The organism is Sphaerisporangium sp. B11E5, assembly GCF_039871875.1.
In the GTDB taxonomy this organism is placed as follows: Bacteria; Actinomycetota; Actinomycetes; order Streptosporangiales; family Streptosporangiaceae; genus Sphaerisporangium.
Map to the genome: position 1 here is coordinate 1 of NZ_JBDPMD010000020.1, position 26535 is coordinate 26535.

The following is a 26535-nucleotide window of genomic DNA, read 5'->3' on the forward strand; positions in this document are numbered from 1 at the left end:
GTGCGGGGGTGGGCGGGCGGTTGCGGGGCCGGGTGGAGGGTGCGGTGCACCTGCCCGGGGACGCGGGGTACGACGTGGCGCGGCGGCCGTTGTTCGACACGATCGATCCGTGGCCCGCGGCGGTGGTGGAGGCCCGTACGGCGCAGGATGTGCGGGTGGCGGTGGAGGCGGCGGCCGGTGCGGGGGTGCCGCTGGCGGTGCAGGCGACCGGGCACGGCACGCATGTGCCGTGTGACGGCGGGGTGCTGGTGCGGACCGCGGCGATGGACGCGGTGGAGGTGGACGCGCGGGCCCGGGTGGTGCGGGTCGGGCCGGGGGCGTGCTGGGGGCGGGTGGTGGAGGCGGCCGCGGCACACGGTCTGGCGCCGCTGTCGGGGTCCTCCCCCGATGTGGGGGTGACGGGGTTCACGCTGGGTGGCGGGGTGGGATGGCTGGCCAGGCGGTTCGGGTTCGCCGCCGACAGCGTGGTGCGGGCCGAGGTGGTGACCGCCGGGGGGCGGCCGGTGACGGTGGACGCGGGGCGGCACGCGGACCTGTTCTGGGCGCTGCGGGGCGGCGGGGGGAACTTCGGGGTGGTGACGTCGCTGGAGTTGCGGTTGTTCCCGGTGCGGCGGGTGTACGCGGGGGCGGTGTACTTCGCGGCCGAGCGGGCCGGTGAGGTGCTGGCGTGTTACCGGGAGTGGACGCGGTCGGCGCCGGGCTGGCTGAGCACGGCGGTGCTGGTGCGGCGGCTGCCGGACTCGGCGGACGTCCCGGCGGCGGTGCGGGGCCGGCGGGCCGTGGTGCTGAAGGTGCTGTCGTCGGGCGGCGCGGCGCGGGCCGAGCGGGTGCTGCGGCCGTTGCGGGCGGCGGGCGGGCCGGTGCTGCACGACGGCCTGGCGCGGGTGCCGTACGCGGAGGCGGCGATGGGCGGCACCCGGTCGGCGCATGTGGAGTTCGCCCGTGACCTGCCGGACACGCTGATCGGTGTGCTGGCCGGGGCGGTGGAGGAGGATTCGCCGCTGTCGGCGGTGGAGGTGCGGCACTGGGGTGGCGCGATGGCGCGTCCGGGGCCGGGCGCGGGCCCGGTGGGGCACCGGTCGGCCGTGTTGTCGGTGACGCTGGACGAGCGGGTGCCCGAGCTGGTGGCGGCGGTGCGTCCGCACGTGACCGGGGGGTCGTTCCTGAATTTCCTGTCCGACCCGGCGCGCACCGCGTCGGCGTACACCGCGGCGGACTGGCGGCTGCTGCGTGAGGTCAAGCGGGCGTGGGACCCGGGCAACGTGTTCCGCGGGAACCTCAACATCCCCCCGGCGGGCGCCCGGTCGGCGGGGCCGGTGGCGGCGACCGCGTGAACCTGGCCGGGGCGGGGACCGGGGGTGTGTGTGAGGCCGGGCCGTCGCGGAGCGGGCCGCGGCGGCCCTTGGTGGTCCGGGACGGGTCTTCGCGGCCACGGCGCGGAGCGTGCCCCGTGGGGGGCCGCGAGCTGTGCCTGCTCCCCCGGGTTCCGGCAACACGCGGCACAACAACCCCCCAACAGTCCATATAAGCGCTGATTAGTGGAGTTTCTTGGGCATAACCGGCATGTAGGAGTTCGTCGCACCATCCGGGGGCACCGATGACCACACATGGAACCGGCAGGACGGCCAAGGACCTCATGCACGAGGGCGCGCAGTGCATCGGTGAGCACGACAGCCTGCGGGCGGCCGCGCAGATGATGCGCGACCTGTCGGTCGGAGCGCTGCCGATCTGCGGCGAGGACGACCGGCTCAAGGGCATCATCACCGACCGAGACATCGTCATCAAATGCTGCGCCGAGAACGGCGACCTGGACCGCACCACCGCCGGGCAGCTCGCCGAGGGCGGCCTGGTGTGGGTGGACGCCGAGTGCAGTGTCGAGGAGGCCCTGGACGTGATGGCGCGCCACCAGATCAAGCGCGTGCCCGTCATCGACCACCACCGCCTCGTCGGCATGATCAGCGAAGCCGACCTGGCCAGGGAACTGCCCGACGAGGAACTGGCCGAGTTCGTCCACCGCGTCTACGCCGGCGCCTGACCCACGGGGACCGCGGCCCCGGCGCCCGCCACCGGGGCCGCCTCCCCCTGCCCTCCCGGGCCGGCCCGGCGCGCCGGCGATCCGCCGCCTCACCAGGGCGGCGGCTGCGCGCCGGTGCCGGGGCGGGACGTTTCGGCGGGCGGTGCCGGGTAGACCGGGAGGGGGTGTGACGGCGGAGGGTGGGGAGTGTGTGATGCGGCGGGTGCTGGTGCTGAGGAATCCCTCGGCGGGCGGGGTGGACGACGAGGCGCATCGGCGGGTCATGGCGGTGCTGAAGGAGTACACCGACGCGGTGGAGGCCGAGGCGGACGGGCCCGACGGGCTGGCGCGGGTGCTGGCCGAGCACCCGGGGCGCGACCCGGTGGCGGTGGGCGGGGACGGCACGCTGCACGCGGTGGTGGCGGCGCTGTCGGCGCGGGGCGAGCTGAAGACCCGCACGGTGGGGCTGGTGCCGCTCGGCACGGGCAACGACATGGCGCGGGGGCTCGGCATCCCGCTGGACCCCGAGCAGGCGGCGCGGGTGGTGGCCGGCGGGGTGGAGCGGCACATGGACCTGCTGTTCGACGACGAGGGCGGGGTCGTGGTGAACGCGGTGCACCTGGGGGCGGGGGTGACGGCGAGCCGGGCGGCGTCGGCGCTCAAACCGGTGCTGCGGCGGCTGGCCTACCCGGCCGGGGCCCTGGCCGCCGGCCTCGGGGCGCGGGGCCGGCCGGTGCGGGTCGAGGTGGACGGGACGGTGGTGGCCGACGGGCGGCGCCGCGTCTTGATGGTGGGGGTCGGCAACGGCACCAGCATCGGCGGCGGCACCCCGCTGACCCCACGGGCCCGGCCGGACGACGGCCTGGCCGACGTGGTGGTGTCGTTCTCCACCGGCCCCCTGCGGCGCCTGGTGTACGCGGTACTGCTGCGCCTGGGCCGGCACGGCCGCCAGGACACGGTGGTGACACTGCGCGGGACCCGCGTCACGGTGCGGGGCCCGCAGATGGACGTGAACGCCGACGGCGAGCTGACCGGCCCGGTCACCCATCGCACCTGGACGGTCACCCCGGCGGCCTGGCGGATCACCGTCCCCGCGTCCACCGCGACGGGGAACCAGTGGCCGGTTGACCGCGCCGGCGTTCCAGGTGTCCCTGACATGACCACGTGAGGCGTTCAGGGCCGAGGGGTGCTGCATGTGGCCGGGTCGCTGGAGGCGAACCAGGTGCGCGCCTACGACCTGGTGCGGATGCTGTCGGCCGATGGCCGCCTGACCGGGCTGGGGGCGGCGTTCGCGCGCTACGGCCGCATCTTCAAGTCGATGCACCTGCTGCATGTGGCCCACCTGGAGGACTGCCGGCGGATGACGGGTGCCCAGCTCAACATCGGCGAGGGCCGCAACGGCCTGGCCCGGCGCGTCTTCTTCGGCAACCTCGGCCAGCTGCGCCAGGGCTATGCCAAGGGCATGGAAGACGAGCTCGGCGCGCTTGGCCTGGGTCTCAACGCGATCATCTACTGGAACAGCCTCTACATCGACGCCGCCGTGAAAGCTCTGCAGGCGGACGGGCAACTGTCGACCGGCCCGGAGATCCGGGCCCGGCTGTCCCCGTTGATCTGGGAGCACATCAACTTCCACGGCAGCTACCCGTTCACCCGCCCGCAAGCGCCGGGGAACCTGCGGCCGCTGCGCGATGCGAGAGCCGGAGACGACGAACAGGACTGACCACGATGGGGTCCGGTGCCCCTCCGCCGGCCGGCACCGGCACTCTCACCCGGACGGTGGAGCTGCTGGGCCAGCCGTTCGGCGGTTGTCGTCGTCGTCGCGGGCCTCGTTCTTGTCGGCTGCGGATTGGGCCCGGCGGTCGAAGTCGTCTTCTGCGGTGTCGCTGTCGGGGTTCTTGGCCGCCGCGGATCGGATCCGGGCGGCAGCGTCCTTGTCCATCGGTGTGTGCTTGCTCATGGCTGGTGCGTACCCGGACCCGGGCAGGCGGTGGGGGCGCGGGCGAAGTTCGGATGCACTGTGACTGCCTCCCCGCCACGGCCTGGCTCGACCGACTGGGCCCCGTTTCCTCCCGTGCCTCCCAGGTCACGGCGAGTTCGTACTCTGCGAGGAGCTTCGTGAAGGGCGGGTGTGAGTGAAGATCGTGGCCGCGGCGATGATTGCCACCTCGATCCCGAGCACTTTGTCAAGCAGGGTGAAGCCGGAGATGTCCTGAGGCACGAGCACTTGTCGCAGCGTCACGACCGCGAGCAGCGCCGCCGCCAGCTCCAGCGGGCTGGTGTTGTCGGAGCGCCGACGCCACATCAGGAGCGCGACGACGAGCAGCATGGGCGTGAGCAATACGCTGTAGATGAACGTGAGGGTCTTCGGGGAACGGGCAAGATCGACTTGTAGGTGCCGCAGCGTTCCTCCGGTGAAACTGCCTTTGTTGGCGGTGCCCACCGACGGCAGCGACCAGTCGCCGAGGTTGCCGTCCAGTCGCACCGAGGAGATGGCGTGGACCAATCGGCCCTCCTCACTCCTGTTCTCATGGGGATGTAGTGTGATCCCTCGAGAAATGGAGAGGTTCACCTGGAATAACGCCGTGTAACGATCGTTCGGGTAATTGTTCATGGTGCCCATAAGCGGCACCTTGAACGTCGGCAGTCCGAGCTCACCGTCCCGTTCCTGCACCTCTCGGGGGATGGGCAACTTCATTTCGACCGAATTGGCGCTGGTCCGAAGGTCGTCCCGCCCCTGAACAATCATGGTGGCGACGGCACCGTCGTCCACATCGGCCACTCCCCACGCCAGGTAGATGCGGCCGCCCACCGTCATCTGTTTCGACCGCAGGTCCACTTCGCGAATTATCAGGTGGATCTGAGCGTCGCATATAGCGAGTTCCCGGCAACTCATGCCGATCAGGCCGGCATCCTTGACAGGGAAGGCTGACCAGACGGCCACGACAACGACTCCGAGGATCACCACATTGAGGGCCCATCGCATGGCGGTCACCATAGCGGCGCTGGCCGTCATGCTCGCCCGCGCGTGAGAAACGACTCATCCTGTCAAAGAGGGATCGCTGACCCGCAGTGGCCGGTAGCCCAGGCGTGGGCGGCGTGCCTGACCGACCTGCTCGGCGCCAGGCCGTTCGGGGCTGCAGATGCAGTCGCCCAAGGTCGAAGACCTTGACCTGCGGTTGGACGACGAGCACATGCGCATCTGCGGCAAGGGCGGCAGCGTGCGCACCGTGCCGCCGGCCGAGCCTTTCACCGCCCACTGGCGAAAGCGCCGGCTGCCGCCGGGCGGCCGCGCGTTCGACAGGCAGGACGTGCTGCGCCTGCACGGCCTGACGCGAGAACTGATCCCGCGCTGACGCCCGTGCCTCCGCCGGCGTCGGCGGAACGGGAGGCCGGCATCGCCGCGGGCGGCCGTCGCGCAGGACACCCGCGGCGTGACCAGGGCCGGCCGGGGCGGGTCAGAAACCGGGGAAGACGCGGCGCAGGTCGTCCAGGGTGACGGCGCCGGTGACCTTCACGCCGGCCGGGGTGTGGCGGGGGGCGTGGCGGCCGGAGACCAGGCGCAGCCACCACTCGGCGGGTGCCTCCAGGGTGGCGTCCGGCGCGGCGGGGGCGCCGGTGAGGGTGACGGCGTCGTTGATCTCCAGGCCGAAGTGACGCTCGGGGGCGGTGGTGCGGACCGCGACCACGGTGTGGCGGCCGTCCAGGGCCCCGGGCTTGGCGGCGAACCCGATCAGGGCGCCCGCGGTGTCGAGCAGCAGGCCGACCGCCTCGGGGGCCAGGGCCGGGGCGGGCTCGACGGCGGCCTTGACGTCCCAGGTGTGGTGGGTGAACTCGCCGAGCCGCATCGCGGCGAACCCCGCGACGTCCGGCGGCGGCGCCGGCCACCACAGCGCCACCCGCAGGTCCTGCCGCTGGTGGGGGTCCAGGTCCTCGAACCGGCGGACCAGGGCCTCGTTGGCGGCGGCGAACGCCTCGGCGCGGCCGGCACGCGACATGGAGTCCCAGCGGGCCCACACGCCCCTGATGGTGTCCCCCGGCGGGGAGCCGGTGCCGTCCAGGGCGCCCTGCAGCGCCGCGAGGCTGATCTCGGCGCCGGAACCCAGGTGGCTGAGCACCTGGGAGACGTCCCACTCCGACGCGCCCGAGGGCCGCGCCAGGTCCTGCTCGGTGAAGCCGCGCACCAGCGCGGCCAGCTCGTCCAGCCCCGACCGCAGCGCCTTGATGGCACGGTCCGCCTGCTCGCTCATCTGGTCCTCTTTCTCCGGTGGTCCCGCTGACGCCGAACGTCACCGGCCCCGGGAATCATCCCGGTCCGGCACGCCACCGGGCCCGGGGTCAGGCGCGGACCTCGGTGTCCAGGCGGGTGCGGGAGGCGGCGACCGAGCGGGTGGCGGCCTGCAGGGTGTCGCCGGCGCCCACCATGAGGGCCACGAGCTGGGCCTCGAAGACGCGGCCGGCGTCGCAGGGCTCGATGAGGTACTCCCCCAGCTCCAGGGTGACCAGGCCGTGCACGGCGGTCCACAGCTGGTGGGCGATCAGTTCGGCGTCGCCGACGCCGAACCGGCCGGCCCGCAGGCAGCGGGTGGCGCACGCCACGACGGTGCCGAGGGTGTAGCGGCCGTACTGGCGGTCCTCGGCGGACAGGGAGAACCCGGCCAGGGACGCGCCGCCGAACATGACGGCGTACAGGTGGGGGTTGGTGAGGGCGTTGTGCCGGTAGGCGCGGCCCAGCAGCACCATGTCGCACACCGGGTCGGCGGTCTCGGCGACCTTGGAGAAGTGGTCCTGCAGGCGGGCGAACCCCTCGTAGACCATCGCGCGCACCAGGCCGCTCATGCCGCCGAAGTTGGTGTACACGGCCATCGTGGAGCTGCCCGCCTCGGTGGCCAGGCGCCGGGCCGACAGCGCCTGCGGGCCTTCGTCGGCCAGCAGGCGCGCGGCGATGTCCACCAGCGCGGGGCCGGTGCGCGGATCGGATCGTCGTGGGCTCACTTGACGAGTATGGCATAACACCGTTATGTTTGACATAACAGCGTTATGCAACCAGCACCCGGAGGTGCCCCGATGGCCGTCACCGAGCACGCCCACCCGTGGGCACCCGCACCCCCCCGCCCCGGCGGCGGGCACCACGCCCCGGCGGGCACCGGGAACGGCGAGGCCGGCGCCGACCACCTGGCCCCGGCGTCCGCGGTGGCGGGCGACGGGGCGTTCGGCGTCCAGGGGGTGATCCCCGGCGAGCTGGACGGGGCGCTGGTGCGGATCGGCGTGCCGGGGCGGGGCGGGCGGCCGCTGGTGTGCGGGATCCGGGTGGCGGGGGGCGTGGCCCGCCGTCTCACCCTGGCCGACCTTCCCTGGGACCTCCCGGCGGCCGAGCCTGCGGCGGGGGTGCGGGTGGTGGCGCGCACGGGGCGGTTCACGGTGCTGTACGACCCGCCGGTCGCCTACAGCCGGGCCGCCGACCTGATGGGCGACCCCCTCCCCTACCGCCCGCACGGCCGCCCCGCCCGGGCCGGGCTGCTCCCTCGCGGCGGCGGCGCGCCGCGGTGGTTGGACGTCGAGCCGTTCACGCGGGCGGTGAACGCCTTCGACGACGGCGGCCGCGTCGTCCTGGACGTCACCGCCGCCACCGGCACGCGCCGCTGGACCCTGGACCCCGGCGGCGCGCCGGCCGCCGGCCCGCCGGTGGACGGCGCGCCGGCGGTGGCGGCGGTGGACCCGCGGGTGGCGGGGCGCCGGCACCAGATGCTGTTCGGGCGCGACGCCGGCGGCGGCGCGGTGCTCACCTGCGACCTGGCCGCCGGGACCCGGCGGCGGCGGGCCCTGGCGCCCGGGTGGGGCGCCGAGGAGCCGGTGTTCGTGCCGCGCGGCCGCGCCGAGGGCGACGGGCGGCTGCTGGTCCCGGTGCGCGACCACGCGCGGCGCCGGGCCGCGGTGCTGGTGCTGGACGCCCTGGACCCCGCCGGGCACCCCGAGGCGGTGATCACGCTGCCGTTCCTGCCCCCGCCCGCCGGCCGCGTCCTGTGGGTCCCCGCCGGCGGCCGCCGGCGGTGAGTCAGCCGGCGCCGGCCTGGCGGCGGTGCTGCTGGGGGGACGGCCCGGGCAGCGGCTGGGCCTCGGTGAGCATGGCGGTGGTGGCCTCGTCGACGATGTCGCGCATGGCGCGCTCGGCGGCCTCGGCGTCACCCGACTGCACGGCCTCGGCGACGTCGGCGTGGCGGCGGATGGCGGCGCCCTCGGGCAGGCGCGGCATCAGGCCGTGCTGGGTGCGGCCGCGCAGCACCTCGGTGACCACGTCGGTGAGGGCGCGCAGCATCTCGTTGCCGGAGGCCTCCAGCAGGGTGCGGTGGAACAGGATGTCGGCCTGCAGGTAGTCGCGCAGCTCCCCGGCGCGGCCGTGCACGGCCATGCGCATGACGGCCCCGGTGAGCACCCCGCACTGCGCGGGGGTGGCGTTCCCGGCGGCCAGCGCGGCGGCCACCGGTTCCACGCCGCGGCGCAGGTCCCCCAGGGAACGCAGCAGGGCGTCGCGGTCGGCGCCGGCCAGGCGCCAGCGGATGACGTGCGGGTCGAACAGGTTCCAGGCGGTGCGCGGGGCGACGGTCACCCCGACGCGGCGGCGGCTGGTCACCAGGCCCATCGACTCAAGGACGCGGATGGCCTCGCGGATCACCGAGCGCGACACCCCGAAACGGCGTTCCATCTGCTCGCCGCGCAGCACGGCCCCGGTGGGCAGCACGCCTGAGGTGATCAGGGTGCCCAGACCGTCGAGCACGTCCCCGTGCAGGCCCGAACCGGATGCCGGAGCCGGTGCCGGGGTCGCCGGAATGGTCTGGTCATTGCCCCCCACGGTCGCTGATCCTCCCACGATATGGATGCAAAGCCAGCCACACGCCTTATAAATACGACTTTTAGCACTTCATACTTGATTATGCCAGATGAATTGTGCCACTCTGTCGCCGGGCGCCCCCCGACACCGCCGCCCCGTCCCCGACCGTGAGGCCGCCGATGACCACCGCCGACCCTCCGCCCGCTGCCCGCGCCCCCGGTGCCGAAACCTCCGCTGTCCCGCTGCTTGTGGTGATGGGCGTGTCGGGGTCGGGCAAGACGACCGTGGGGCGCGCCCTCGCCGCCAGGCTCGGCGTGCCGTTCGCCGACGCCGACGACTTCCACAGCCCCGGGAACGTCGCCAAGATGACGGCCGGGATCCCCCTGCAGGACGCCGACCGGCTGCCGTGGCTGCGGCGGGTGGGGGCGTGGCTGGCCGGGCGGGCGGGTGAGGGCGGGGTGGTGAGCTGCTCGGCGCTGCGGCGCGGCTACCGCGACGTGCTGCGCGAGGCGGCGCCGGCGGCGTTCTTCGTGCACCTGCACGGCGACCGGGAGGTGGTGCGGCGGCGGGTGACCGGGCGGACCGGCCACTTCATGCCGGCGTCGCTGGTGGACTCCCAGTACGCGGCGCTGGAGCCGCTCGGGCCGGACGAGAACGGGGTGGTGCTGGACTTCTCCCGCCAGGTGGACCGGCTGGTGGAGGACTACCTGGCGGCGACGGGGACCACCCCGCCCAACGAAACCGACAAACCGGATAAATAGTGCGTTTTGTCGGTCTGGGCAGGGTACAGGCACGACATGGCGGAGTTTCTCACCGACATCCAGACGCTGCGCGACCGGGCACGCGAGGAGATCGACAAGGGCCCGGTCACCGAGGCCGCCGGCGCCGACCTGCCGCGGGTCGTCCAGGTGTGCAACGAGGCCCTGGCCACCGAGATCGTCTGCGTGCTGCGGTACAAACGCCACTACTACACCGCCGGCGGCGTCCACGCCGGGCCGGTGGCCCGGGAGTTCCTGGAACACGCCACCGACGAGCAGCGGCACGCCGACATGCTGGCCGACCGCATCGCCCAGCTCGGCGGCCAGCCCGACTTCGACCCCGCCCGGCTCAGCACCCGGGCCCACATCCGCTGCGACGCCGGCCAGGACCTGGTCGAGATGATCCGCGAGGACCTGGTGGCCGAACGGGTCGCCATCGCCTCCTACACCGAGATCGCCCAGTGGCTGGGCGACGGCGACCCCATCACCCGGCGGGTGTTCGAGCAACTGCTCGCCGACGAGGAGGACCACGCCGACGACCTGGCCGACCTGCTGCAACGCCTGCCCCGCCACCGCGCCGACGCCGCCGGGCCCGCCTGAGCGGGCACGGCACGCCGCCGGCCGCGGGCCGTCCCTAGTGCGGCCAGGTCCAGTCCCGGATCTCCGGCGGGTCCTCGCCGTGGCGGCGGGTGTAGGCGCGGGCGCGCAGCCGCTCGTCGACCATCTGCTGGCGCAGGTGGGCGTGGGACTCCCCCAGGCCGGGGACACGGTCGATGACGTCCATCACCAGGTGGAACCGGTCGATGTTGTTCATCATGCACATGTCGAACGGCGTGGTGGTGGTGCCCTCCTCGATGTACCCGCGCACGTGCAGGTTGTGGTGGCCGTGGCGGCGGTAGGTGAGGCGGTGGATGAGCCACGGGTAGCCGTGGAAGTTGAACACGCAGGGCCTGCCGGTGGTGAACAGGGCGTCGTAGGCCTGGTCGGAGAGCCCGTGGGGGTGCTCGGCCTCCGGCTGCAGCCGCATCAGGTCCACCACGTTGACCACGCGGACCTTCAGGTCCGGGATGTGGCGGCGCAGCAGGTCGGCCGCGGCGAGGGTCTCCAGGGTGGGCACGTCCCCGGCGCAGGCCAGCACCACGTCCGGCTCGGCGCCCTGGTCGGTGGAGGCCCACGGCAGGATGCCCAGGCCCCGGGTGCAGTGCACCACCGCCTCGTCCATGGTCATCAGATCCAGCACCGGCTGCTTGCCGGCCACCACGACGTTGACGTAGTCGCGTGAGCGCAGGCAGTGGTCGGCCACCGACAGCAGGGTGTTGGTGTCGGGCGGCAGGTAGACCCGCACCACGGTGGCCTTCTTGTTCATCACCACGTCGAGGAACCCGGGGTCCTGGTGGGTGAAGCCGTTGTGGTCCTGCCGCCACACGTGGGAGCTGAGCAGGTAGTTCAGCGACGCCACCGGGCGGCGCCAGGGGATCTTGCGGGTGGTCTCCAGCCATTTGGCGTGCTGGTTGAACATCGAGTCGACGATGTGGATGAACGCCTCGTAGGAGTTGAGCAGCCCGTGGCGGCCGGTGAGCAGGTAGCCCTCCAGCCAGCCCTGGCACAGGTGCTCGCTGAGCACCTCCATCACCCGGCCGTCGGGGGCGAGGTTCACGTCGGTGGGCTCGATCTTGGCGCCCCACGTGCGGGAGGTGGTCTCGAACACCGCCGACAGCCGGTTGGACTCGGTCTCGTCCGGCCCCATGATGCGGAAGTCGGAGGGGTTGGCGGCCATCACGTCACGCAGGAAACGGCCGAGGACGCGGGTCGGCTCGGTGGTGGCGGCCGCGGGGGCCTTCACCTCGGCGGCGTAGCCGGTGAAGTCGGGCAGGGCCAGCGGGCGCAGCAGCTCCCCGCCGTTGGCGTGCGGGTTGGCGCTCATCCGCCGCTGTCCCCGCGGGGCGGCCGCGCGGACCTGCCCGGTGGGGGCGCCGGCGGCGGTGAACAGCTCCTCGGGGCGGTAGGAGCGCATCCAGCGTTCCAGCTGGTCCAGGTGCGCGGGGTCGTCGCGCACCCTGGACAGGGGGACCTGGTGGGCGCGCCAGGTGCCCTCCACCGGCAGGCCGTCCACCTCGCGGGGCCCGGTCCAGCCCTTGGGGGTGCGCAGCACGATCATGGGCCAGGGGTCGCGGGCGCCGGCCTTGATCTCGGCGATCTGGTCGAACACGGTGTCCAGGGTGGCGGCCATCATCTGGTGCACCTCGGCGGGGTCGTCGCCGGCCACCAGGTGCGGGCGGTGCCCGTAGCCCTCCATCAGCCGCAGCAGGTCGCGCTCGGGGATGCGGGCCAGCACGGTCGGGGCGGCGATCTTGTAGCCGTTCAGGTGCAGGATGGGCAGCACCGCGCCGTCGCGGGCCGGGTCGACGAACTTGTTGGCGTGCCAGCTGGTGGCCAGCGGCCCGGTCTCGGCCTCCCCGTCGCCCACCACGCACGCCACCACCAGGCCCGGGTTGTCGGCCGCGGCGCCGTAGGCGTGGGCCAGGGAGTAGCCGAGCTCGCCGCCCTCGTGGATGGAGCCGGGGGTCTCCGGCGCGACGTGGCTCGGGATGCCGCCGGGGAAGGAGAACTGGCGGAACAGCCGCCGCATGCCCGCCTCGTCCTGCGACACGTACGGGTACACCTCCGAATAGGTGCCCTCCAGCCAGGCGTGCGCCACCGCGGCCGGGCCGCCGTGCCCTGGGCCCATGATGTAGATCATGTCCTGGTCGCGTTCCCGGATGATCCGGTTCAGGTGCGCCAGGCAGAAGTTCAGGCCGGGGCTGGTGCCCCAGTGCCCGAGCAGGCGCGGCTTGACGTGCTCGGGCCGCAGCGGTTCGCGCAGCAGCGGGTTGTCCAGCAGGTAGATCTGGCCGACGGACAGGTAGTTGGCGGCCCGCCAATAGGCGTCGACATGCTCCAGCTCGCTCATACCTCAGAGCGTTCCCGTCCTCAGGAGGTTATTCCAGGGACCTTCGTCCCGCCGCCGGTCCCTCCTTGGTCCCGCCCCGGCCGCGGGCCGCCTCCCGGGAGGCGGCTACATTGGACGCCTATGACCGAACATCGTTCGGTTTGTTCGCCCGGTGTGAGGAGTGACCCCTATGTCAGCGCTGTACACCGCCATCGTCACCGCCTCGGGCCGTGAGGGCCGCGCCGTCTCCTCCGACGGGCTGCTGGACCTCACCCTGGCCCCGCCGGCCGAGCTCGGCGGCGACGGCAAGGGCACCAACCCCGAGCAGCTTTTCGCCGCCGGATACGCCGCCTGCTTCGCCAGCGCCCTGTCCCTGGTCGCCCGCCACCGCAAGATCGACGTCTCGCACGCCTCGGTCACCGCCGAGGTGGGCCTGGCCGGCGCCGCCGGCGGCCGTTTCGGCCTCCAGGTCACCCTGCGCGTCGAGCTGCCCGACGAACTGCACGGCGACCAGGGGAACGCCCTGGTGGAGGCCGCACACCAGGTGTGCCCCTACTCCAACGCCACCCGCGGCAACATCCCCGTGGAGCTGGTCGTCGAGTGACCGCCGCTGCGCCGGGGCCGAAAACCTGTTGCGGGATCGTCGGTGGGCGCCGCTAGGGTCGCCCCATGTCGACGGGGTCGCTCATCCACGCACGGGGACTGGTCAAACGGTTCGGCGCCTTCACCGCGGTGGACGGCATCGATCTGGACGTGGCGCCGGGGGAGGCGTTCGGGTTCCTCGGGCCCAACGGCGCGGGCAAGTCGTCCACCATGCGCATGATCGGGTGCGTGTCCATCCCCACCGCCGGCGAGCTGCGCATCCTCGGCATGGACCCCGTCGGCGACGGCCCCCGCATCCGGGCCAGGCTCGGGGTGTGCCCCCAGCTCGACAACCTCGACCCCGACCTCAACGTGCGCGAGAACCTCACCACCTACGCCCGCTACTTCGGCATCCCGCGGGCCGAGGCACGGCGCCGCGCCGACCAGATGCTGGAGTTCGTCCAGCTCGCCGACCGCGCCGCCAGCACCGTCGAGCCCTTGTCGGGCGGCATGAAACGCCGCCTCACCATCGCCCGCGCGCTCATCAACGAGCCCGACCTGGTGCTGCTGGACGAACCCACCACCGGCCTGGACCCCCAGGCCCGGCACCTGCTGTGGGAACGGCTGTTCCAGCTCAAACGCCGCGGCACCACCCTGGTCCTCACCACCCACTACATGGACGAGGCCGAGCAACTGTGCGACCGCCTGGTCGTCATGGACGGCGGCCGCATCGTCGCCGAAGGCTCACCCCGCGCGCTCATCGAGAACTACTCCACCCCCGAGGTGGTGGAACTGCGCTTCGGCGACCAGCGCCCCGCCGACGTCGCCGGCAAACTCACCGGCATCGGGGAACGCGTCGACCCCCTCCCCGACCGCGTCCTGGTCTACGCCCCCGACGGCGACGCCGCCGTCACCGAGGTCCACCGCCGCGGCCTGTCCCCCACCAGCGTCCTGGTCCGCCGCTCCACCCTGGAGGACGTGTTCCTGCACATCACCGGCCGCACCCTGGTCGACTGATGGCCGCCACCCGCCCCGCCGTCCACGCCGCGCGTGCCGCGGCGACCACGACCACCCGCCCCGCCTCCCCGCGCCGGAGCGGGCAGGGGACCACGGCACCCCTGACCGCGGCCGTCCCCGCAGGCGCGGGAGCGACCACCACGACCGGCGCCGGGGGTGAACGATGACCACCACAGCGGCCCGGCCCGGCGCGGGACCCGGTGAGGGCGCCCGGATCACCGGGGAGCACGGGGTGAGCTGGGTGTCCACCGTGGCCGTGCTGGAGCGCTACCTGACCCTGCACCGCAGGCTGTGGCGGGCGTCGGCGGCCTCCTCGATCCTGATGCCGCTGATGATCCTGCTGGGGTTCGGGCTCGGCGTCGGCGGCCACATCGGGCAGGTGGAGGGAGTCGACTACCTGGCGTGGATCGTGCCGGGCGTGCTGGCCTCCACCGCCTTCCAGGTCGCCATCGGCGAGTCCACCTGGCCGGTGCTCGGCGACTTCAAATGGGTGCGGGCCTACCACGCCATGCGCGCCACCCCGGTGCGGATCGCCGACATCGTCACCGGGTGGCTGCTGTTCGTCCTGCTGCGCGTGGTCTCCTCGGTGCTGATCGTGCTCGCCGTCACCGCGCTGTTCGGGGCGCTGCGCTCCCCCTGGGCGCTGGTCACGCCGCTGGTGTGCGGGCTGCTGGGACTGGCCGCGGCGGCACCCACCACCGGGTTCGCCGCCACCGTCACCCACGACAGCTACTTCGTGCTGCTGTTCCGGTTCGGCGTGGTGCCCGCCATGCTGTTCGGCGGGGTGTTCTTCCCCGTGGACCAGCTGCCCGCCGCGGCCCGGCCGATCGCGTACCTGTCGCCGCTGTGGCACGGGGTGGAGCTGCAACGCGCCGCCACCCTCGGCGCCGCGCCGCACTGGCCGGTCGCCGCGCACGTGGCCTACCTGCTGGCGGTGACCGCCGCCGGTGCCGTCTGGGCGCTGCGCGCCTTCCGCAACCGCCTCCAGGACTGATCGCCATGGTGACCACGATCATCGCCGCCCGCCTGTCCCCGTCCCGGGTCGGCGCCGTGATCAACCGCAACGTCGGCGTGATGCGCTCGGGCCCCCACTACTGGCTGATCCTGCTGTCGGGGTTCTGCGAGCCGCTGCTGTACCTGCTGTCCATCGGCGTCGGCGTCGGCGCCCTGGTCGGCGGGCTCAGCGTGGACGGCCGCACCCTGCCGTACGCCGCGTTCGTCGCCCCCGCGATGCTCGCGGTGTCCGCCATGAACGGCGCCCTGGCCGAGACCACGATCAACTTTTTCTTCAAGATGAAGTACCAGAAGACGTTCGAGGCGGTGCTCGCCACCCCCGTCAGCCCGATCGAGATCGCGGTCGGCGAGCTCGGCTGGGCGATGATCCGCGGCTCGGTGTACACCGGGGCGTTCCTGGTGCTGATGGTGGCGTTCGGCCTCACCTCCCCGCTGTGGGCGCTGGCCGCGTTCCCCGTCACCATGCTGGTGGGGCTGGCGTTCGGCGCCGCCGGCATGGCGGTCAGCACCCTGATGCGCGGCTGGCAGGACTTCGACGTGATGAACGTCACCCAGTTCGCCCTGTTCCTGTTCTCGGGCACCTTCGCCCCCGTGCAGGACTACCCGGCCGCCGTCCAGGTGGTGATCCAGGCGACCCCGCTGTACCACGCGGTGGAACTGGTGCGCGACCTGTGCCTGGGCGTCCCCGGCTGGGGGTCCCTCGGCCACGCCGCCTACCTGCTGGCGCTCACCGCCGCCGGGCTCGCGTTCGCCGCCGCCCGGCTGCGCAGCAAACTCCTCGTCTGAGGGGGACCGGCACGATCGCGATGCCGGTGGGGCGCTAGAGTCGGGCGGCGTACCGGCGCCCCCAGCCGGTCGGGGACGAAAGGGCCGGTTCCGATGGCGTGGTTACTGCTCGCGGCCGCGATCGCCTGCGAGGTGCTCGCCACCACCGCGCTGAAACTGAGCGACGGATTCACCCACAAAGGCTGGTCGGTGGCGGTGGCACTGGGCTACATCGCCTCGTTCGCCCTGCTCGCCCAGGTGCTGAAGATGAAGATGGAGGTCGGCGTCGCCTACGCCGTGTGGGCCGGTGTCGGCACCGCCGCCATCGCCGTCATCGGCGCCCTGTTCCTCGGTGAGAGCCTGACCCTGGCCAAGGTCTCCGGCATCCTGCTGATCATCACCGGCGTCGTCCTGCTCAACCTGGCGGGAGCCCACTGACACCCCGCCGGCCCCCGCAAGCCGGGGCTCGGACCGGAAGGCAAGGAGCGCGGCGATGATTCTGCACCTGGCGCTGGCCGCCGACTGGGACGCCGCGCGAAAGGCCGGGGAGTACCGCGTCTCCACCCTCGGCCGCACGCTGGAGCAGGAGGGCTACATCCACGCCTGCACCGACATGACGCAGCTGACCGGCGTCGCCGGCCGTTACTACGGCGGCGTCACCGAACCCCTGGTGGTCCTGGCCATCGACGAGGCCCTGCTCGGGTGCCCGGTGGTCCTGGAGACCCCGCCCGGCGCGGCGGAGCGGTTCCCCCACATCTACGGCCCGGTGCCGGTGACCGCGGTGGTGTCGGCCACGCCCTACCCCACGCCCGGCGCCTGACCGGTGGCCCGCCGGGGCCGCGGGCGACGGCGTGTCCGGGTTGCGGATGGTATCGAAAACGTGTTCCACTGTGGGGCATGCGTTTCGACGCTCTTCCCCTCGTCGCGGACGCCCCCGCGGCACGTCCGCGGATCGAGCGCCGGGCGGTGCGCCGGGCGCAGGGCGCGACCACCTTCTACGAGGTGGCGTCGCGCACCATCATCGACAAGGTCCCGCCCGCCCTCGGGCTGGGGGCCGCCTGGGCGGTCAGCCCCTACCGGGGGTGCGCCCACTCGTGCCTGTACTGCGCGGGGCGGCGCGGGCACCGCTACCTCGGGCTGGACGGCGAGCGGGACTTCGGCACGGCGATCGTGGTGAAGACCGACGCCGCGCGGCGGCTGCGGGCCGAGACGGCCAAACCCGGGTGGCGCGGTGAGACGATCGCCATCGGGCTGACCGGCGACTGCTACCAGGAGGCCGAGGCCACCTACCGGCTGATGCCGGGCATCATGGCGGCGCTGCGCGACACCGGCAACCCCTTCCAGATCATGACCAAGAGCACGCTGGTGCTGCGGGACGCCGAGCTGATCGCGCAGGCCGCCGAGGTCTGCGACGCGCGGGTGATGGTGTCGGTCGGGTTCGTGGACGACCGGCTGCGCCGCGCCGTCGAGCCGGGCGCGCCGAGCGCGCAGAAACGCCTGGAGCTGTGCGCCGAGCTCAACGAGCGCGGCGCCGCGTGCGGGGTGCTGATGGCACCCATCCTGCCGTGCCTGACCGACTCGGAGGACCAGCTCCGGGCCGTGGTGCGCCGGGTCGCCGAGACCGGCGCGGTGAGCATCACCCCGCTGGTCCTGCAACTGCCCCCCGGCGCCCGCGACTGGTACCTGCGCTGGCTCGCCGACGAACACCCCGCCCTGCTGCCCCGGTACACCGAGCTGTACGGCACCGGCCCCGTCGCCGCCCAGTCCTACCGCGACCGCGTCACCGCCCGCGTCACCGAACTGGCCCGCCTGTACGGCATCGGCGCCAGGCACCGCCCCTGGTCCCCCGCCCGCGCCGCCGACCGCCAGATGGCCCTGCTCTGACACCCGGCGCCCGGGGTGAGCACCGCCGGGCCTGGTGAGGTTCCCCGGCCGGACGACCCCGCAGGGCGCGCCGGTGAACGGACGCCCGGCGAGCTCGGCCATCCCCCCGGCTATCTCCTCGCCGGACCTGGGCGGCGCGTTCGGCCCGCTGCCGGGGGTGGGTCAGCCGGTGACGGCGGCCTGGTCGGTGGGGGCGACCGGGGTGGCCGGGTCGGTGGCCTCGGCGGAGGGAGTCGGGGTCGGGGTGGCGGTCTTGGGGGTCTGGGGAAGGGCGCTGCCCTTGCGCCACTGCTTGAAGGGCATCTGCCAGAAGCCCCAGCCGTTGTTCCACTCCAGCTCACGGTTGGTGCCGGTGATCTTGACGATGTCGCCGCGGTGGAAGTTGTCGTAGTACCACTTGGCCTGGTCGGGGCGGGCGTTGATGCAGCCGTGGCTGACGTTGGCCCGGCCCTGCGAGCCGACCGACCAGGGGGCGCTGTGGACGTACTCGCCGCTGCTGGAGATCCGCACCGCGTGGTTGACGATCTCCTTGTAGTAGCCGGGGTCGCCCTCCTTCTTGCCGGGCGAGATCATCGTGACGGGGTTGCCGCGCTCCATGGTCAGGTGGATGCCGTTGGTGGTGGTGTACTCGCGGGTGGTGGCCTTGCCGGCGCTGATCGGCATGCGCTTGACGACCTTGCCGTCCTTGCGCACCACCATCGTGTGGGAGCGCACGCTGACCGTGCTGATCCACGCGGCGCCGATCTTCATGGTGCTGGCGTAGTTCCGCACGCCGTACATGTCGGACGCGCCGCGCACGCCCTGCAGGTCGGCGTTGAAGGTGACCTTCTGGTGCGCCGCCCAGTACTTGGAGGGGCGGTAGATGACCTGGCGGTCGCTGATCCACCGCCACGCGCCGGTGTGCGGCTTCTCGGACGTCACCGTGAGCGCGCCCTCCACCGACTTCTTGTCCCGCACGTCCTGGTCGAACGTCACCATGAGCGGCATGCCGATGCCGAGGGTCTCGCCCTTGACGTTGGGGGTGATGTCGGCGATACGCAGCTGACGGGCCGGGGTCAGCGTCTTGAAGGCGCTGGTGACGGTGGCGGGGCCGCCCTCGCCGGCGGCCTTGGCGGTCACGGTGTAGGCGGCGGCGGGCTTGAGCCTGCCGGTGGACACCCAGCGGGTGCGGTCGGCGTTGAACTCCCCCTCCACCGGCTTGCCGCCGCTGGACACGCTGACGTCCTCCAGCGCGCCGCCGGTGGCGCTCACCACGACCGGCTTGTCGGGACGGACCTTGGCCGCGCCCTTGGCCGGGCTCACCTTGATGACGGGCGCCGGGACGGCGGGCGTGCTGCCGGCGCCCGGACCGGAGGAGGCGCCGGGCAGGGCAGGGCCGCCGCCCGAGCACGACGACACGGTCAGCAGCCCCGCCACCACCAGGGCGAGGGTGGCGATAGGTGTCCTGAGACGCTGACGAACGCCCCGCACGGTCACTTCTCCCCCAGTCGGCAAAGTCCCATGAAAAAAACCCTAATAGGCACGGGCACCGATACGTACATCTTTTGGGCGAGTTAGATCACATTTCGGCCACCGTGCGGGGCGAATGCGGACGTCAACGGGCCTGTGGCCTGGTCGGCGTCGCTTACGCCCTTTGTCAGTATTTGAGATGACTATGGCCTGCATATTGCCCTGGGAGCCCGCGAACTAACGATCACCGCGGCCGTGAAGCGGGCACACCGAATCCCGCGGCCCCCGCGACGGGGGTGCTCAGCCCTGGCGCAGCCGGTGGGTGAGGCCGGTGTGGCGGCGGCCGGCGCCGCGGGTGCGCACCGCCTGGCCGAGGGCGCGGCGCGAGCCGACCAGCACCACCAGCTTCTTGGCCCGGGTCACCGCGGTGTACAGCAGGTTGCGCTGCAGCATCATCCAGGCGCTGGTGGCCAGCGGCACCACCACCGCGGGGTACTCGCTGCCCTGGGAACGGTGGATGGACACCGCGTAGGCGTGCGCCAGCTCGTCCAGCTCGTCGAAGGCGTACTCGACGTCCTCGTCCTCGTCGGTGCGCACCGTCAGCCGGCCGTCCTCAGGGCGCAGGTCCACCACCACGCCGACGGTGCCGTTGAACACCCCGGCCGCGCCCTTGTCGTAGTTGTTGCGCAACTGCGTGACCTTGTCGCCGATCCGGAACACCCGCCCGCCGTACCGCCGCTCGGGCATGCCCTCCCGGGACGGGGTGAGCGCCTCCTGCAGCGCGGTGTTCAGGTTGCCCGCCCCGGCCGCGCCCCGGTGCATCGGCGCGAGCACCTGCACGTCGCGCCGCGGGTCCAGCCCGAACCGGCGCGGGATGCGCCGCGCCACCACGTCCACGGTCAGCGCCGCGATCTCCTCGGGCTCCTCGCAGGGGAACAGGAAGAAGTCGGACATGCCCTCCAGTACCGGGTGCAGGCCGGTGTTGATGCGGTGCGCGTTCACCACCACCCCCGACTTCTGCGCCTGCCGGAAGATCTGGGTGAGCCGCACCCGGGGCAGCACCTCGGCGGCCAGCAGGTCGCGCAGCACCTCCCCCGCCCCCACCGACGGCAACTGGTCCACGTCCCCCACGAACAACACGTGCGCGCCGGGCGCGACCGCCTTGACCAGCTTGTTGGCCAGCAGCAGGTCCAGCATGGACGCCTCGTCCACCACCAGCAGGTCGGCGTCCAGCGGGTTGTCCCGGTCGAAGGTGGCGTCCCCGCCGGGCCGCAGCTGCAGCAGCCGGTGCACGGTGGTCGCCTCGTGGCCGGTCAGCTCGGCCAGCCGCTTGGCCGCCCGCCCGGTGGGGGCCGCCAGCACCACCTTGGCCTTCTTGGCGCGGGCCAGCGCGACGATGGAGCGCACCGTGAAGCTCTTGCCGCACCCGGGGCCGCCGGTCAGCACCGCCACCTTGGACGTCAGCGCCAGCCGCACCGCCTCGGCCTGCTCGGCGGCCAGCTCGGTGCCGGTGCGCTCGCGCAGCCACCCGAGGGCCGCGTCCCAGTCGACCGACCCGAACGCCGCCAGCCGGTCGTGCCCGCCCTCCAGCAGCCGCAGCAGCGCCCCCGCCAGCGACAGCTCGGCCCGGTGGAACGGCACCAGGTACACCGCCGGCACCGTGCCGTCCCCGGCGGGCACCTCCTCGCGCACCACGCCCTCCTCGGCGGCCAGCTCCTCCAGGCAGGTGGCCACCAGCTCGGCCGGCACCTCCAGGATCTTCACCGCGTCGCCCACCAGGTTGGGCGCCGGCAGGAAGCAGTGCCCGCCGTCGGCGGCCTGCGACAGGGTGTACCGCAGGCCCGCCTTGACCCGGTCGGGGCTGTCGTGGGGGATGCCGACCGCCTGGGCGATGGTGTCGGCCGTCTTGAACCCGATGCCCCACACGTCGTCGGCCAGCCGGTACGGCTCGGTGCGCACCACCGTGATGGAGGCGTCGCCGTACTGCTTGAAGATGCGCACCGCGATGGAGGTGGACACCCCGACGCCCTGCAGGAAGATCATCACCTCTTTGATGATCTTCTGTTCCTCCCACGCCGCGGCGATCATCTTGGTGCGCTTGGGCCCGAGCCCCGGCACCTCCACCAGCCGCTCGGGGGCGCTCTCGATCACCTCCAGGGTGTCGAGACCGAAGTGGTCCACGATGCGCTCGGCCATCTTCGGCCCGATCCCCTTGATCAGCCCCGACCCCAGATACCGCTGGATCCCCTGCACCGTCGCCGGCAGCACCGTGCTGTAGGACCACACCTCGAACTGCCTGCCGTACCGCGGATGACTCCCCCACCGCCCCGTCAGCCGCAGACTCTCCCCCACCTGCGCCCCCAGCAACGGCCCCACCGCCGTCACCAACTCGTCCCCGCCCCGCTCCACCGCCACCCGCGCGATGGTGTACCCGGTCTCCTCGTTGGCGTAGGTGATGCGCTCCAGGACCGCGTCAAGAGAAACAGCAGGGAGACCGTCTGATCGAGTCGTCACAGAACCCCCCTGCGTCCAGAGCTTTCGCCAAAGGGTAGAGCAGCCGGAGCCCGCCCAAGAGATCGTCACCAAGGACGCGTCAGATGCGTGGGACGCGTCGATGGCAATATCGCTATGGCCGTGACCGGGTGCGGCTCATCCTGGGTGGAAGAGCCGCACCCGGTGTGGGTTCGGGCCAGTACCTCTCTGGCGTATCGGCCGATGTCAGGCGGCGGGGAAATCGGTGGCGGGTGCGCTGAGCGCCGTGGCGTCGAGGTTGGCTTGCAGGGCCTGGACCTTGGCGGTGGCGTAGGAGTGGGCGTCCGAGCCGAGCAGCTGGCGCAGCGGGCCGTCGCCGGCCACGACTTGGCTGATGATCGCTCCGGCGCCCTTGACCGGGTCGCCGAGCTGGCTGCCCTGGAGCTTGAGGTGGTCGGCGACCATCTGGCGGATGGCCGGGTAGTGCTCGGTGGTGCCGGCGGGCAGGGCGAGCGAGTCCTCGGTGAGGAAGGCGGTGCGGAAGTAGCCGGGTTCGACGATGGTGACCTTGACCCCGAAGTCCGCCACCTCGGCCGCGAGGGCCTCGCTCAGTCCCTCCAGCGCGAACTTCCCCGCGCAGTACAGGGCCCAGCCCGGAACGGCGGTCAGGCCCAGGACCGACGACACGTTGACGATGTGGCCGCCGCGCTGCTCGCGGAGGATGGGCAGCGCGGCACGGAGCACGTTCCACACGCCGGCGACCTGCACGTCGAGCATGTCGCGGACGTCGCGGTCGCTGGTCTCCTCCACCGCGGCCAGGAAGCCGTAGCCCGCGTTGTTGACGACGCGGTCCAGGCCACCGAAACGCTCGACGGTGTCAAGCACGGCCTGCTTGACCATCGCCTCGTCACGCAGGTCGACGGCGAGGGGGAGAAGACGTGAGGTGTCGACCCGGTCACCGAGCGCCGCGAGCAGCCGCTCGGGTGAACGCGTCGTCGCGGCGACGCTGTCACCGCGCTCCAGCAGCTGCTTGACCAGTTCGAGTCCCAGGCCGCGGGAGGTACCCGTCACGAACCAGATCGCGGGTCGTTCTGTGGGAATAGCCATGATCGTCCTTCTTGTCCAGGTGCCGGGGGCGGCCCCGAGCGGTCCTAGGGCCGGTATGCACCAGCGTGGTGCACCACGCCCGGCGCTGGACGCGCATATCGCGCCCTGCACGACCGCAGACAGCGCAACCTAGGACTCACAGGGCCAGGTGGGAACGCCCGGAATCGGCGACACTGGTCTGTGTGGCCGAGACCAACCGTGAACTGGCTGACTTCCTGAGACGAGCCCGCAGCCAGGGCGACCCCACGCGCGCCGGCCTCCCCCCGGACGGCCGCGCCCGCCGGGTGCCGGGCCTGCGCCGCGAGGAAGTCGCCCTCCTGGCCGGAGTGTCGACCGACTACTACGCCCGCATGGAACAGGGCCGCCCCATCACCCCCTCGCCCGCCGTCGTCGAAGCCCTCGGACGCGCCCTCAGGCTCGACGCCGCAGGACGGGCACACCTGCGTGACCTCATCGGAGTGACCCCGGCGCCGGCCCGGCAACGTCCCCGCGGCGTCCAGCGTGTCCGCCCCGGCCTCTACCAGCTCCTGGACGCCCTCGACGGCGAACCCGCCCTCGTCCTTGGACGCCGCACCGACATCCTCGCCGCCAACCGGATGGCCAAAGCGCTGTTCACCGACTTCGAACGGATGACCCCCCGGCACCGCAACTACGCACGCTGGATGTTCCTCGACGACGACGCCCGCTCGCTGTTCGCCGACTGGGAGGAGCAGGCGCGGGCCGCGGTCGAGAGCCTGCGCTTCGAGGCCGGCCGCGACCCCGGCGACCAGGCCACACACACCCTCGTCCAGGACCTGCGCGCACACAGCCCCGAATTCGACCAGTGGTGGGAGCAACACCGCGTACACCAGCGCACCCACGGCTCCAAACGCCTCCGCCACCCTCTGGTCGGGGAGCTGACCGTCGAATACGAAACCCTTTCCCTGCCCGGAGACCCCGACACGACCTTGTTCGTCTACACCGCAGAGGCAGGATCACCGTCGAAACGGGCTCTGGACCTCCTCGCGAGCTGGACACTCCCTGGCTCCGGCACCGAACACCAGCACCGACGCCGGCACGATCCCGCCCCAGAACAGTGACCACCCTGGAGTGTGAGGATCCCCGCGCCGCCCGCTGGCCCGCAATCCGGTACACGCCGCCGCATCAAGATTCACTCATGGTGGGCCCGAGGCTCATGCGGGCTGGAGGCCGACGAGCTTCCGGTGACACGAACCGGATCGCGAGACACTACGGAGGCGGCATCCTGCTGTTCCAGCCACTTGAGGATCGCTCGGTTTGTGTCTTCGGGCTTTTCCTGCTGGATCCAGTGACCGCAGTCCAGGCCGACCACTTCGACGTTGGGCACGAACTCTGTCAGGTTTTCGGACCTCGGGACCGCCAGGTCCCGGTCGCCGTAGATCATGAGGGCGGGCTGTTGGATGATCGGGTTCACGTCCGCCAGCAGACGCCAGTTGCGGTCGAGGTTCCTGTACCAGTTGATACTGCCCGTGAATCCCGATGATTCGAACGCGGCGACGAAGACGGCCAGTTCGCTGTCGCTCATGACGGGCTCGCCGAGCGGTGTGGCCGCCCTGGCGAGATTTATCAGCGCCATGCCCGGCTCAGGAGCCGCGAAGGGCACGCCCTTACGGTACATGTTGCGGAGGAACGGGAAGGTGTTGTCTTCGAATACGGCGTCCGCGACGCCCGGCTGCCGATTGAAGTGGACGAAGTAGAAGTCGCTGCCGAGCATGTCTTCCATGAACTCGATCCACGGCCTTTCTCCGCGCTCCTGGTAAGGCAAGCTCAGGCTGATCACCTTGTTCACACGGTTGGGGTGCAACAGGGTCAGTCCCCAGACGACGAACGCGCCCCAGTCATGGCCGACGAAGGTGGCGTCTTGGTATCCGTAGTGGTCGAGGAGCGCGACGAGGTCACCCGACAGGTGTTCGAGGTCGTAATCCGTCACCTCCGTCGGGCGGGACGAGGTGCCGTAACCCCGCTGGTTCGGTGCGATGACGTGGTAACCGGCTGCGGCGAGGGCGGGCATCTGGTGACGCCAGGAGAAGGCGTGCTCCGGCCAGCCGTGGCAAAGCACGATGGGCTTTCCCTCGTTTTCTCGGCCTGCTTCGAAGACTTCGAGTTCCACACCGTTGACCGGAATCAGGGTGGGCACGGGAAAATCGGTTGGATTGAGCATCGCGTGTTCCTCACGGTCTTTGCGGATGATCGGGTGACGAAAGTTCCCGAAGGTGGCGCCGGCGCACCTCTGATAGGCCCGGGTGTTCGCCTGCGGTCGACCTCGCCGGTGAGGTCATGTCGCCATCCTGCCGCCCGAAACCGGTCACCCCACGACCGGTTTCGTGTGAGAGTTTTGTCGGCGTGCGAACCGACCGGCTGGTGGCCATCCTCCTGATGCTGCAACGGCGCGAGCAGGTGACAGCGGCAGAGGTCTCCCGAGAGCTGGAGGTCTCCGAGCGCACCGCCCGTCGCGACCTCGACGCCCTGGCCATGGCCGGGGTGCCCGTTTACTCGGTGCAGGGCCGAGGTGGCGGCTGGCGCCTGGTGGGCGGCGCCCGCACCGACCTGTCCGGATTGACCGCGAGCGAGGCCCGCGCCCTGTTCCTGGTCGCCGGCCCGGCCTCGGCTGCGACGCCGGCCGTGAAAGCGGCTCTGCGCAAGCTCGTCCACGCCCTGCCGGAGCCCTTCCGCATGCAGGCCGAGGCAGCAGCGTCGTCCTTGGTCATGGACCCGCAACGATGGGGGTCGAGCCGGGTCGAGCACCGACCGCCTCGCTTCCTTGACGAACTCCAGGACGCGGTGATCCGCGGCGTCCAGGTGCGGCTCGGCTACGTCGACCGCAACGGCGCCGAAACCGAGAGAACCGTCCACCCGCTGGGCATCGTCGCCAAAGGCCCGACGTGGTACCTCGTCTCCACCACCGAGACCGGCCGACGGACCTTCCGGATCGACCGCGTGTCATCCGCCGACCCGACCGGCGATCCCGTGCACCGGCCCGAGGACTTCGACCTCGCCGAGAGCTGGCGAGAGATCGCCGACGAGGTCGACCGCAAACGAACACCGCTGATGGTCCAGGCGGTCTGCGCTCCCCACGGGATCGGCATACTCCGGATGGGGCTCGGCGCTCGGCTCGAGGTGGGAGGTTCCACGACCGACGGCCGCATCGAGGTCGTGATCCGCGGCCACGACGAGTACACGCTCGCCGGCGAGCTCGCCGGGCTGGTCGAATGGCTCGAGGTGACCGGCCCTCCGGGTGTCCGAGACCACCTGGCCTCGATCGGCAACGCGCTCGTCGAACGCTACCGCTGAGACCGTCCCATAACCCGACCAAGTACGTCGGAAAGGGGCAGTTGCCTGACCGTAGGAGGGTGGTTTGCTCCGGTGATTACGCTGTAGTGAATCCTGCTGCCCCTGTGTGATCGGCGCGGGCGGCGGCGAGCCCGCCGGACACTTCGGGCGCGGTGAGCGGTTCGAGGTCGTCGCCGAGTACCGCGGCGGTTTCGTGGACGGCGCGCGACAGCTCCCGTGCTTCTGGGGCTGACCGGCCCGCGATATCTTGATGCGCTCGCCGGTGGTGTGGTCGCTCCATCGCGCCACGACCAGGACCTCTCCCACTTGTGCTGATAGTCCCGGCCCTTATCCGGTGGCTGCGGCCAGGCCGGCCGAGCGCTGTGCTTCGTCGGCTTCGGCCAGGGCTCGGTACACCGAGGCGACCGAC

Annotated in this window: 29 protein-coding genes; 19 read left to right on the plus strand and 10 right to left on the minus strand. The window is 72.2% G+C overall.

The annotated features are described in order from the left end of the window. The 4 genes from ABGB17_RS19020 to ABGB17_RS19035 all read left to right on the plus strand — a co-directional run. On the plus strand, positions 1–1334 hold a 1334-nt coding region (locus ABGB17_RS19020), incomplete at its 5' end, for an FAD-binding oxidoreductase (RefSeq protein WP_347631293.1). A gap of 263 nt (positions 1335–1597) precedes the next feature. Next, positions 1598–2035, plus strand: coding sequence for a CBS domain-containing protein (locus ABGB17_RS19025; RefSeq protein ID WP_347631295.1), 438 nt, complete (start codon positions 1598–1600; stop codon positions 2033–2035). Positions 2036–2228: 193 nt separating this feature from the next. After that, the gene (locus ABGB17_RS19030; protein ID WP_347631297.1) at positions 2229–3182 is read left to right on the plus strand and encodes a diacylglycerol kinase family protein; all 954 of its coding nucleotides are present in this window, start codon (positions 2229–2231) and stop codon (positions 3180–3182) included. 27 nt (positions 3183–3209) lie between these two features. Next, a complete protein-coding gene (locus tag ABGB17_RS19035; RefSeq protein WP_347631299.1) occupies positions 3210–3734 on the plus strand; it encodes a Tn3 family transposase in 525 nt (174 codons plus the stop codon). 45 nt (positions 3735–3779) lie between these two features. On the opposite strand, the gene ABGB17_RS19040 is transcribed toward ABGB17_RS19035, so the two are convergent. Both ABGB17_RS19040 and ABGB17_RS19045 read right to left on the minus strand, forming a co-directional pair. Next, positions 3780–3971 (minus strand): hypothetical protein, encoded by a 192-nt coding sequence (locus tag ABGB17_RS19040; protein ID WP_347631301.1) that lies wholly within the window; start codon positions 3969–3971, stop codon positions 3780–3782. Between the two features lie 126 nt (positions 3972–4097). After that, entirely contained in the window at positions 4098–4997 is a 900-nt protein-coding gene (locus tag ABGB17_RS19045; RefSeq protein ID WP_347631303.1) for a DUF4436 family protein, read from the minus strand. 157 nt (positions 4998–5154) lie between these two features. On the opposite strand from ABGB17_RS19045, the gene ABGB17_RS19050 reads away from it, so the two are divergent. Then, entirely contained in the window at positions 5155–5367 is a 213-nt protein-coding gene (locus tag ABGB17_RS19050; protein WP_347631305.1) for a hypothetical protein, read from the plus strand. A 102-nt stretch (positions 5368–5469) separates the two neighbouring features. Here ABGB17_RS19050 and ABGB17_RS19055 read toward each other — a convergent pair whose 3' ends face one another. Then, a complete protein-coding gene (locus ABGB17_RS19055) occupies positions 5470–6261 on the minus strand; it encodes a maleylpyruvate isomerase family mycothiol-dependent enzyme (RefSeq protein WP_347631307.1) in 792 nt (263 codons plus the stop codon). Positions 6262–6349: 88 nt separating this feature from the next. Beyond that, on the minus strand, positions 6350–7006 hold the full coding sequence (locus tag ABGB17_RS19060; protein WP_347631309.1) for a TetR/AcrR family transcriptional regulator: 657 nt from the start codon (positions 7004–7006) through the stop codon (positions 6350–6352). A gap of 72 nt (positions 7007–7078) precedes the next feature. Between ABGB17_RS19060 and ABGB17_RS19065 the strand changes: the two genes are divergently transcribed. After that, on the plus strand, positions 7079–8065 hold the full coding sequence (locus ABGB17_RS19065; protein WP_347631311.1) for a carotenoid oxygenase family protein: 987 nt from the start codon (positions 7079–7081) through the stop codon (positions 8063–8065). 1 nt (position 8066) lies between these two features. Here ABGB17_RS19065 and ABGB17_RS19070 read toward each other — a convergent pair whose 3' ends face one another. Further along, positions 8067–8861, minus strand: coding sequence for a FadR/GntR family transcriptional regulator (locus ABGB17_RS19070; RefSeq protein WP_347631313.1), 795 nt, complete (start codon positions 8859–8861; stop codon positions 8067–8069). Positions 8862–9019: 158 nt separating this feature from the next. Between ABGB17_RS19070 and ABGB17_RS19075 the strand changes: the two genes are divergently transcribed. Then, a complete protein-coding gene (locus ABGB17_RS19075; RefSeq protein WP_347631315.1) occupies positions 9020–9601 on the plus strand; it encodes a gluconokinase in 582 nt (193 codons plus the stop codon). Between the two features lie 36 nt (positions 9602–9637). Continuing rightward, positions 9638–10198, plus strand: coding sequence for a ferritin-like domain-containing protein (locus ABGB17_RS19080; RefSeq protein WP_347631317.1), 561 nt, complete (start codon positions 9638–9640; stop codon positions 10196–10198). 34 nt (positions 10199–10232) lie between these two features. On the opposite strand, the gene ABGB17_RS19085 is transcribed toward ABGB17_RS19080, so the two are convergent. Continuing rightward, positions 10233–12548, minus strand: coding sequence for a phosphoketolase family protein (locus tag ABGB17_RS19085; RefSeq protein ID WP_347631319.1), 2316 nt, complete (start codon positions 12546–12548; stop codon positions 10233–10235). 169 nt (positions 12549–12717) lie between these two features. Here ABGB17_RS19085 and ABGB17_RS19090 point away from each other — a divergent pair, with 169 nt between their 5' ends. From ABGB17_RS19090 to ABGB17_RS19125, 8 genes are all read left to right on the plus strand, one after another. Further along, entirely contained in the window at positions 12718–13131 is a 414-nt protein-coding gene (locus ABGB17_RS19090) for an organic hydroperoxide resistance protein (protein WP_347631321.1), read from the plus strand. Positions 13132–13196: 65 nt separating this feature from the next. Further along, a complete protein-coding gene (locus ABGB17_RS19095; protein ID WP_347631323.1) occupies positions 13197–14126 on the plus strand; it encodes an ABC transporter ATP-binding protein in 930 nt (309 codons plus the stop codon). Then, a complete protein-coding gene (locus tag ABGB17_RS19100; protein ID WP_347631325.1) occupies positions 14126–14293 on the plus strand; it encodes a hypothetical protein in 168 nt (55 codons plus the stop codon). The genes ABGB17_RS19095 and ABGB17_RS19100 overlap by 1 nt, the downstream gene beginning before the upstream one ends. Next, positions 14290–15120: an ABC transporter permease gene (locus tag ABGB17_RS19105; protein ID WP_347631327.1), complete on the plus strand. Its 831-nt coding sequence runs from the start codon at positions 14290–14292 to the stop codon at positions 15118–15120. Before ABGB17_RS19100 ends, ABGB17_RS19105 begins: the two co-directional genes overlap by 4 nt. A gap of 5 nt (positions 15121–15125) precedes the next feature. Then, positions 15126–15926 carry an ABC transporter permease gene (locus tag ABGB17_RS19110; RefSeq protein WP_347631329.1) on the plus strand — a complete coding sequence of 267 codons (801 nt, stop codon included), beginning with the start codon at positions 15126–15128 and terminating at the stop codon, positions 15924–15926. A gap of 93 nt (positions 15927–16019) precedes the next feature. Next, positions 16020–16343, plus strand: coding sequence for a multidrug efflux SMR transporter (locus ABGB17_RS19115; protein ID WP_347631331.1), 324 nt, complete (start codon positions 16020–16022; stop codon positions 16341–16343). 55 nt (positions 16344–16398) lie between these two features. After that, complete coding sequence (locus ABGB17_RS19120) at positions 16399–16725, plus strand: DUF952 domain-containing protein (protein WP_347631332.1); 327 nt, start codon at positions 16399–16401, stop codon at positions 16723–16725. Positions 16726–16802: 77 nt separating this feature from the next. Continuing rightward, positions 16803–17789: a radical SAM protein gene (locus ABGB17_RS19125; protein WP_347631333.1), complete on the plus strand. Its 987-nt coding sequence runs from the start codon at positions 16803–16805 to the stop codon at positions 17787–17789. Between the two features lie 162 nt (positions 17790–17951). Here the strand turns inward: ABGB17_RS19125 and ABGB17_RS19130 are convergent, their stop codons facing one another. From ABGB17_RS19130 to ABGB17_RS19140, 3 genes are all read right to left on the minus strand, one after another. Next, positions 17952–19259 (minus strand): Ig-like domain-containing protein, encoded by a 1308-nt coding sequence (locus ABGB17_RS19130; protein ID WP_347631334.1) that lies wholly within the window; start codon positions 19257–19259, stop codon positions 17952–17954. A gap of 279 nt (positions 19260–19538) precedes the next feature. Further along, the gene (locus ABGB17_RS19135) at positions 19539–21752 is read right to left on the minus strand and encodes an ATP-dependent RecD-like DNA helicase (RefSeq protein ID WP_347631335.1); all 2214 of its coding nucleotides are present in this window, start codon (positions 21750–21752) and stop codon (positions 19539–19541) included. 204 nt (positions 21753–21956) lie between these two features. Then, positions 21957–22817 carry an SDR family oxidoreductase gene (locus ABGB17_RS19140; protein WP_347631337.1) on the minus strand — a complete coding sequence of 287 codons (861 nt, stop codon included), beginning with the start codon at positions 22815–22817 and terminating at the stop codon, positions 21957–21959. A 182-nt stretch (positions 22818–22999) separates the two neighbouring features. Between ABGB17_RS19140 and ABGB17_RS19145 the strand changes: the two genes are divergently transcribed. Next, positions 23000–23896 carry a helix-turn-helix transcriptional regulator gene (locus tag ABGB17_RS19145; protein WP_347631339.1) on the plus strand — a complete coding sequence of 299 codons (897 nt, stop codon included), beginning with the start codon at positions 23000–23002 and terminating at the stop codon, positions 23894–23896. Between the two features lie 71 nt (positions 23897–23967). Here ABGB17_RS19145 and ABGB17_RS19150 read toward each other — a convergent pair whose 3' ends face one another. Then, a complete protein-coding gene (locus tag ABGB17_RS19150; protein ID WP_347631341.1) occupies positions 23968–24996 on the minus strand; it encodes an alpha/beta hydrolase in 1029 nt (342 codons plus the stop codon). Between the two features lie 182 nt (positions 24997–25178). Between ABGB17_RS19150 and ABGB17_RS19155 the strand changes: the two genes are divergently transcribed. Continuing rightward, positions 25179–26126, plus strand: a complete 948-nt coding sequence (locus ABGB17_RS19155) for a WYL domain-containing protein (protein ID WP_347631343.1) — start codon at positions 25179–25181, stop codon at positions 26124–26126. A 106-nt stretch (positions 26127–26232) separates the two neighbouring features. Beyond that, positions 26233–26358: a hypothetical protein gene (locus ABGB17_RS19160; RefSeq protein ID WP_347631346.1), complete on the plus strand. Its 126-nt coding sequence runs from the start codon at positions 26233–26235 to the stop codon at positions 26356–26358. Positions 26359–26535 lie beyond the last annotated feature (177 nt).

Coding starts and splice junctions, on each gene's coding strand:
- ABGB17_RS19025 (WP_347631295.1), top strand. CDS start 1,598: ATGACCACACATGGAACCGGCAGGACGGCCAAGGACCTCATGCACGAG.
- ABGB17_RS19030 (WP_347631297.1), top strand. CDS start 2,229: ATGCGGCGGGTGCTGGTGCTGAGGAATCCCTCGGCGGGCGGGGTGGAC.
- ABGB17_RS19040 (WP_347631301.1), bottom strand. CDS start 3,971: ATGAGCAAGCACACACCGATGGACAAGGACGCTGCCGCCCGGATCCGA.
- ABGB17_RS19045 (WP_347631303.1), bottom strand. CDS start 4,997: ATGCGATGGGCCCTCAATGTGGTGATCCTCGGAGTCGTTGTCGTGGCC.
- ABGB17_RS19050 (WP_347631305.1), top strand. CDS start 5,155: ATGCAGTCGCCCAAGGTCGAAGACCTTGACCTGCGGTTGGACGACGAG.
- ABGB17_RS19055 (WP_347631307.1), bottom strand. CDS start 6,261: ATGAGCGAGCAGGCGGACCGTGCCATCAAGGCGCTGCGGTCGGGGCTG.
- ABGB17_RS19065 (WP_347631311.1), top strand. CDS start 7,079: ATGGCCGTCACCGAGCACGCCCACCCGTGGGCACCCGCACCCCCCCGC.
- ABGB17_RS19075 (WP_347631315.1), top strand. CDS start 9,020: ATGACCACCGCCGACCCTCCGCCCGCTGCCCGCGCCCCCGGTGCCGAA.
- ABGB17_RS19080 (WP_347631317.1), top strand. CDS start 9,638: ATGGCGGAGTTTCTCACCGACATCCAGACGCTGCGCGACCGGGCACGC.
- ABGB17_RS19085 (WP_347631319.1), bottom strand. CDS start 12,548: ATGAGCGAGCTGGAGCATGTCGACGCCTATTGGCGGGCCGCCAACTAC.
- ABGB17_RS19090 (WP_347631321.1), top strand. CDS start 12,718: ATGTCAGCGCTGTACACCGCCATCGTCACCGCCTCGGGCCGTGAGGGC.
- ABGB17_RS19095 (WP_347631323.1), top strand. CDS start 13,197: ATGTCGACGGGGTCGCTCATCCACGCACGGGGACTGGTCAAACGGTTC.
- ABGB17_RS19100 (WP_347631325.1), top strand. CDS start 14,126: ATGGCCGCCACCCGCCCCGCCGTCCACGCCGCGCGTGCCGCGGCGACC.
- ABGB17_RS19105 (WP_347631327.1), top strand. CDS start 14,290: ATGACCACCACAGCGGCCCGGCCCGGCGCGGGACCCGGTGAGGGCGCC.
- ABGB17_RS19110 (WP_347631329.1), top strand. CDS start 15,126: ATGGTGACCACGATCATCGCCGCCCGCCTGTCCCCGTCCCGGGTCGGC.
- ABGB17_RS19115 (WP_347631331.1), top strand. CDS start 16,020: ATGGCGTGGTTACTGCTCGCGGCCGCGATCGCCTGCGAGGTGCTCGCC.
- ABGB17_RS19120 (WP_347631332.1), top strand. CDS start 16,399: ATGATTCTGCACCTGGCGCTGGCCGCCGACTGGGACGCCGCGCGAAAG.
- ABGB17_RS19125 (WP_347631333.1), top strand. CDS start 16,803: ATGCGTTTCGACGCTCTTCCCCTCGTCGCGGACGCCCCCGCGGCACGT.
- ABGB17_RS19140 (WP_347631337.1), bottom strand. CDS start 22,817: ATGGCTATTCCCACAGAACGACCCGCGATCTGGTTCGTGACGGGTACC.
- ABGB17_RS19150 (WP_347631341.1), bottom strand. CDS start 24,996: ATGCTCAATCCAACCGATTTTCCCGTGCCCACCCTGATTCCGGTCAAC.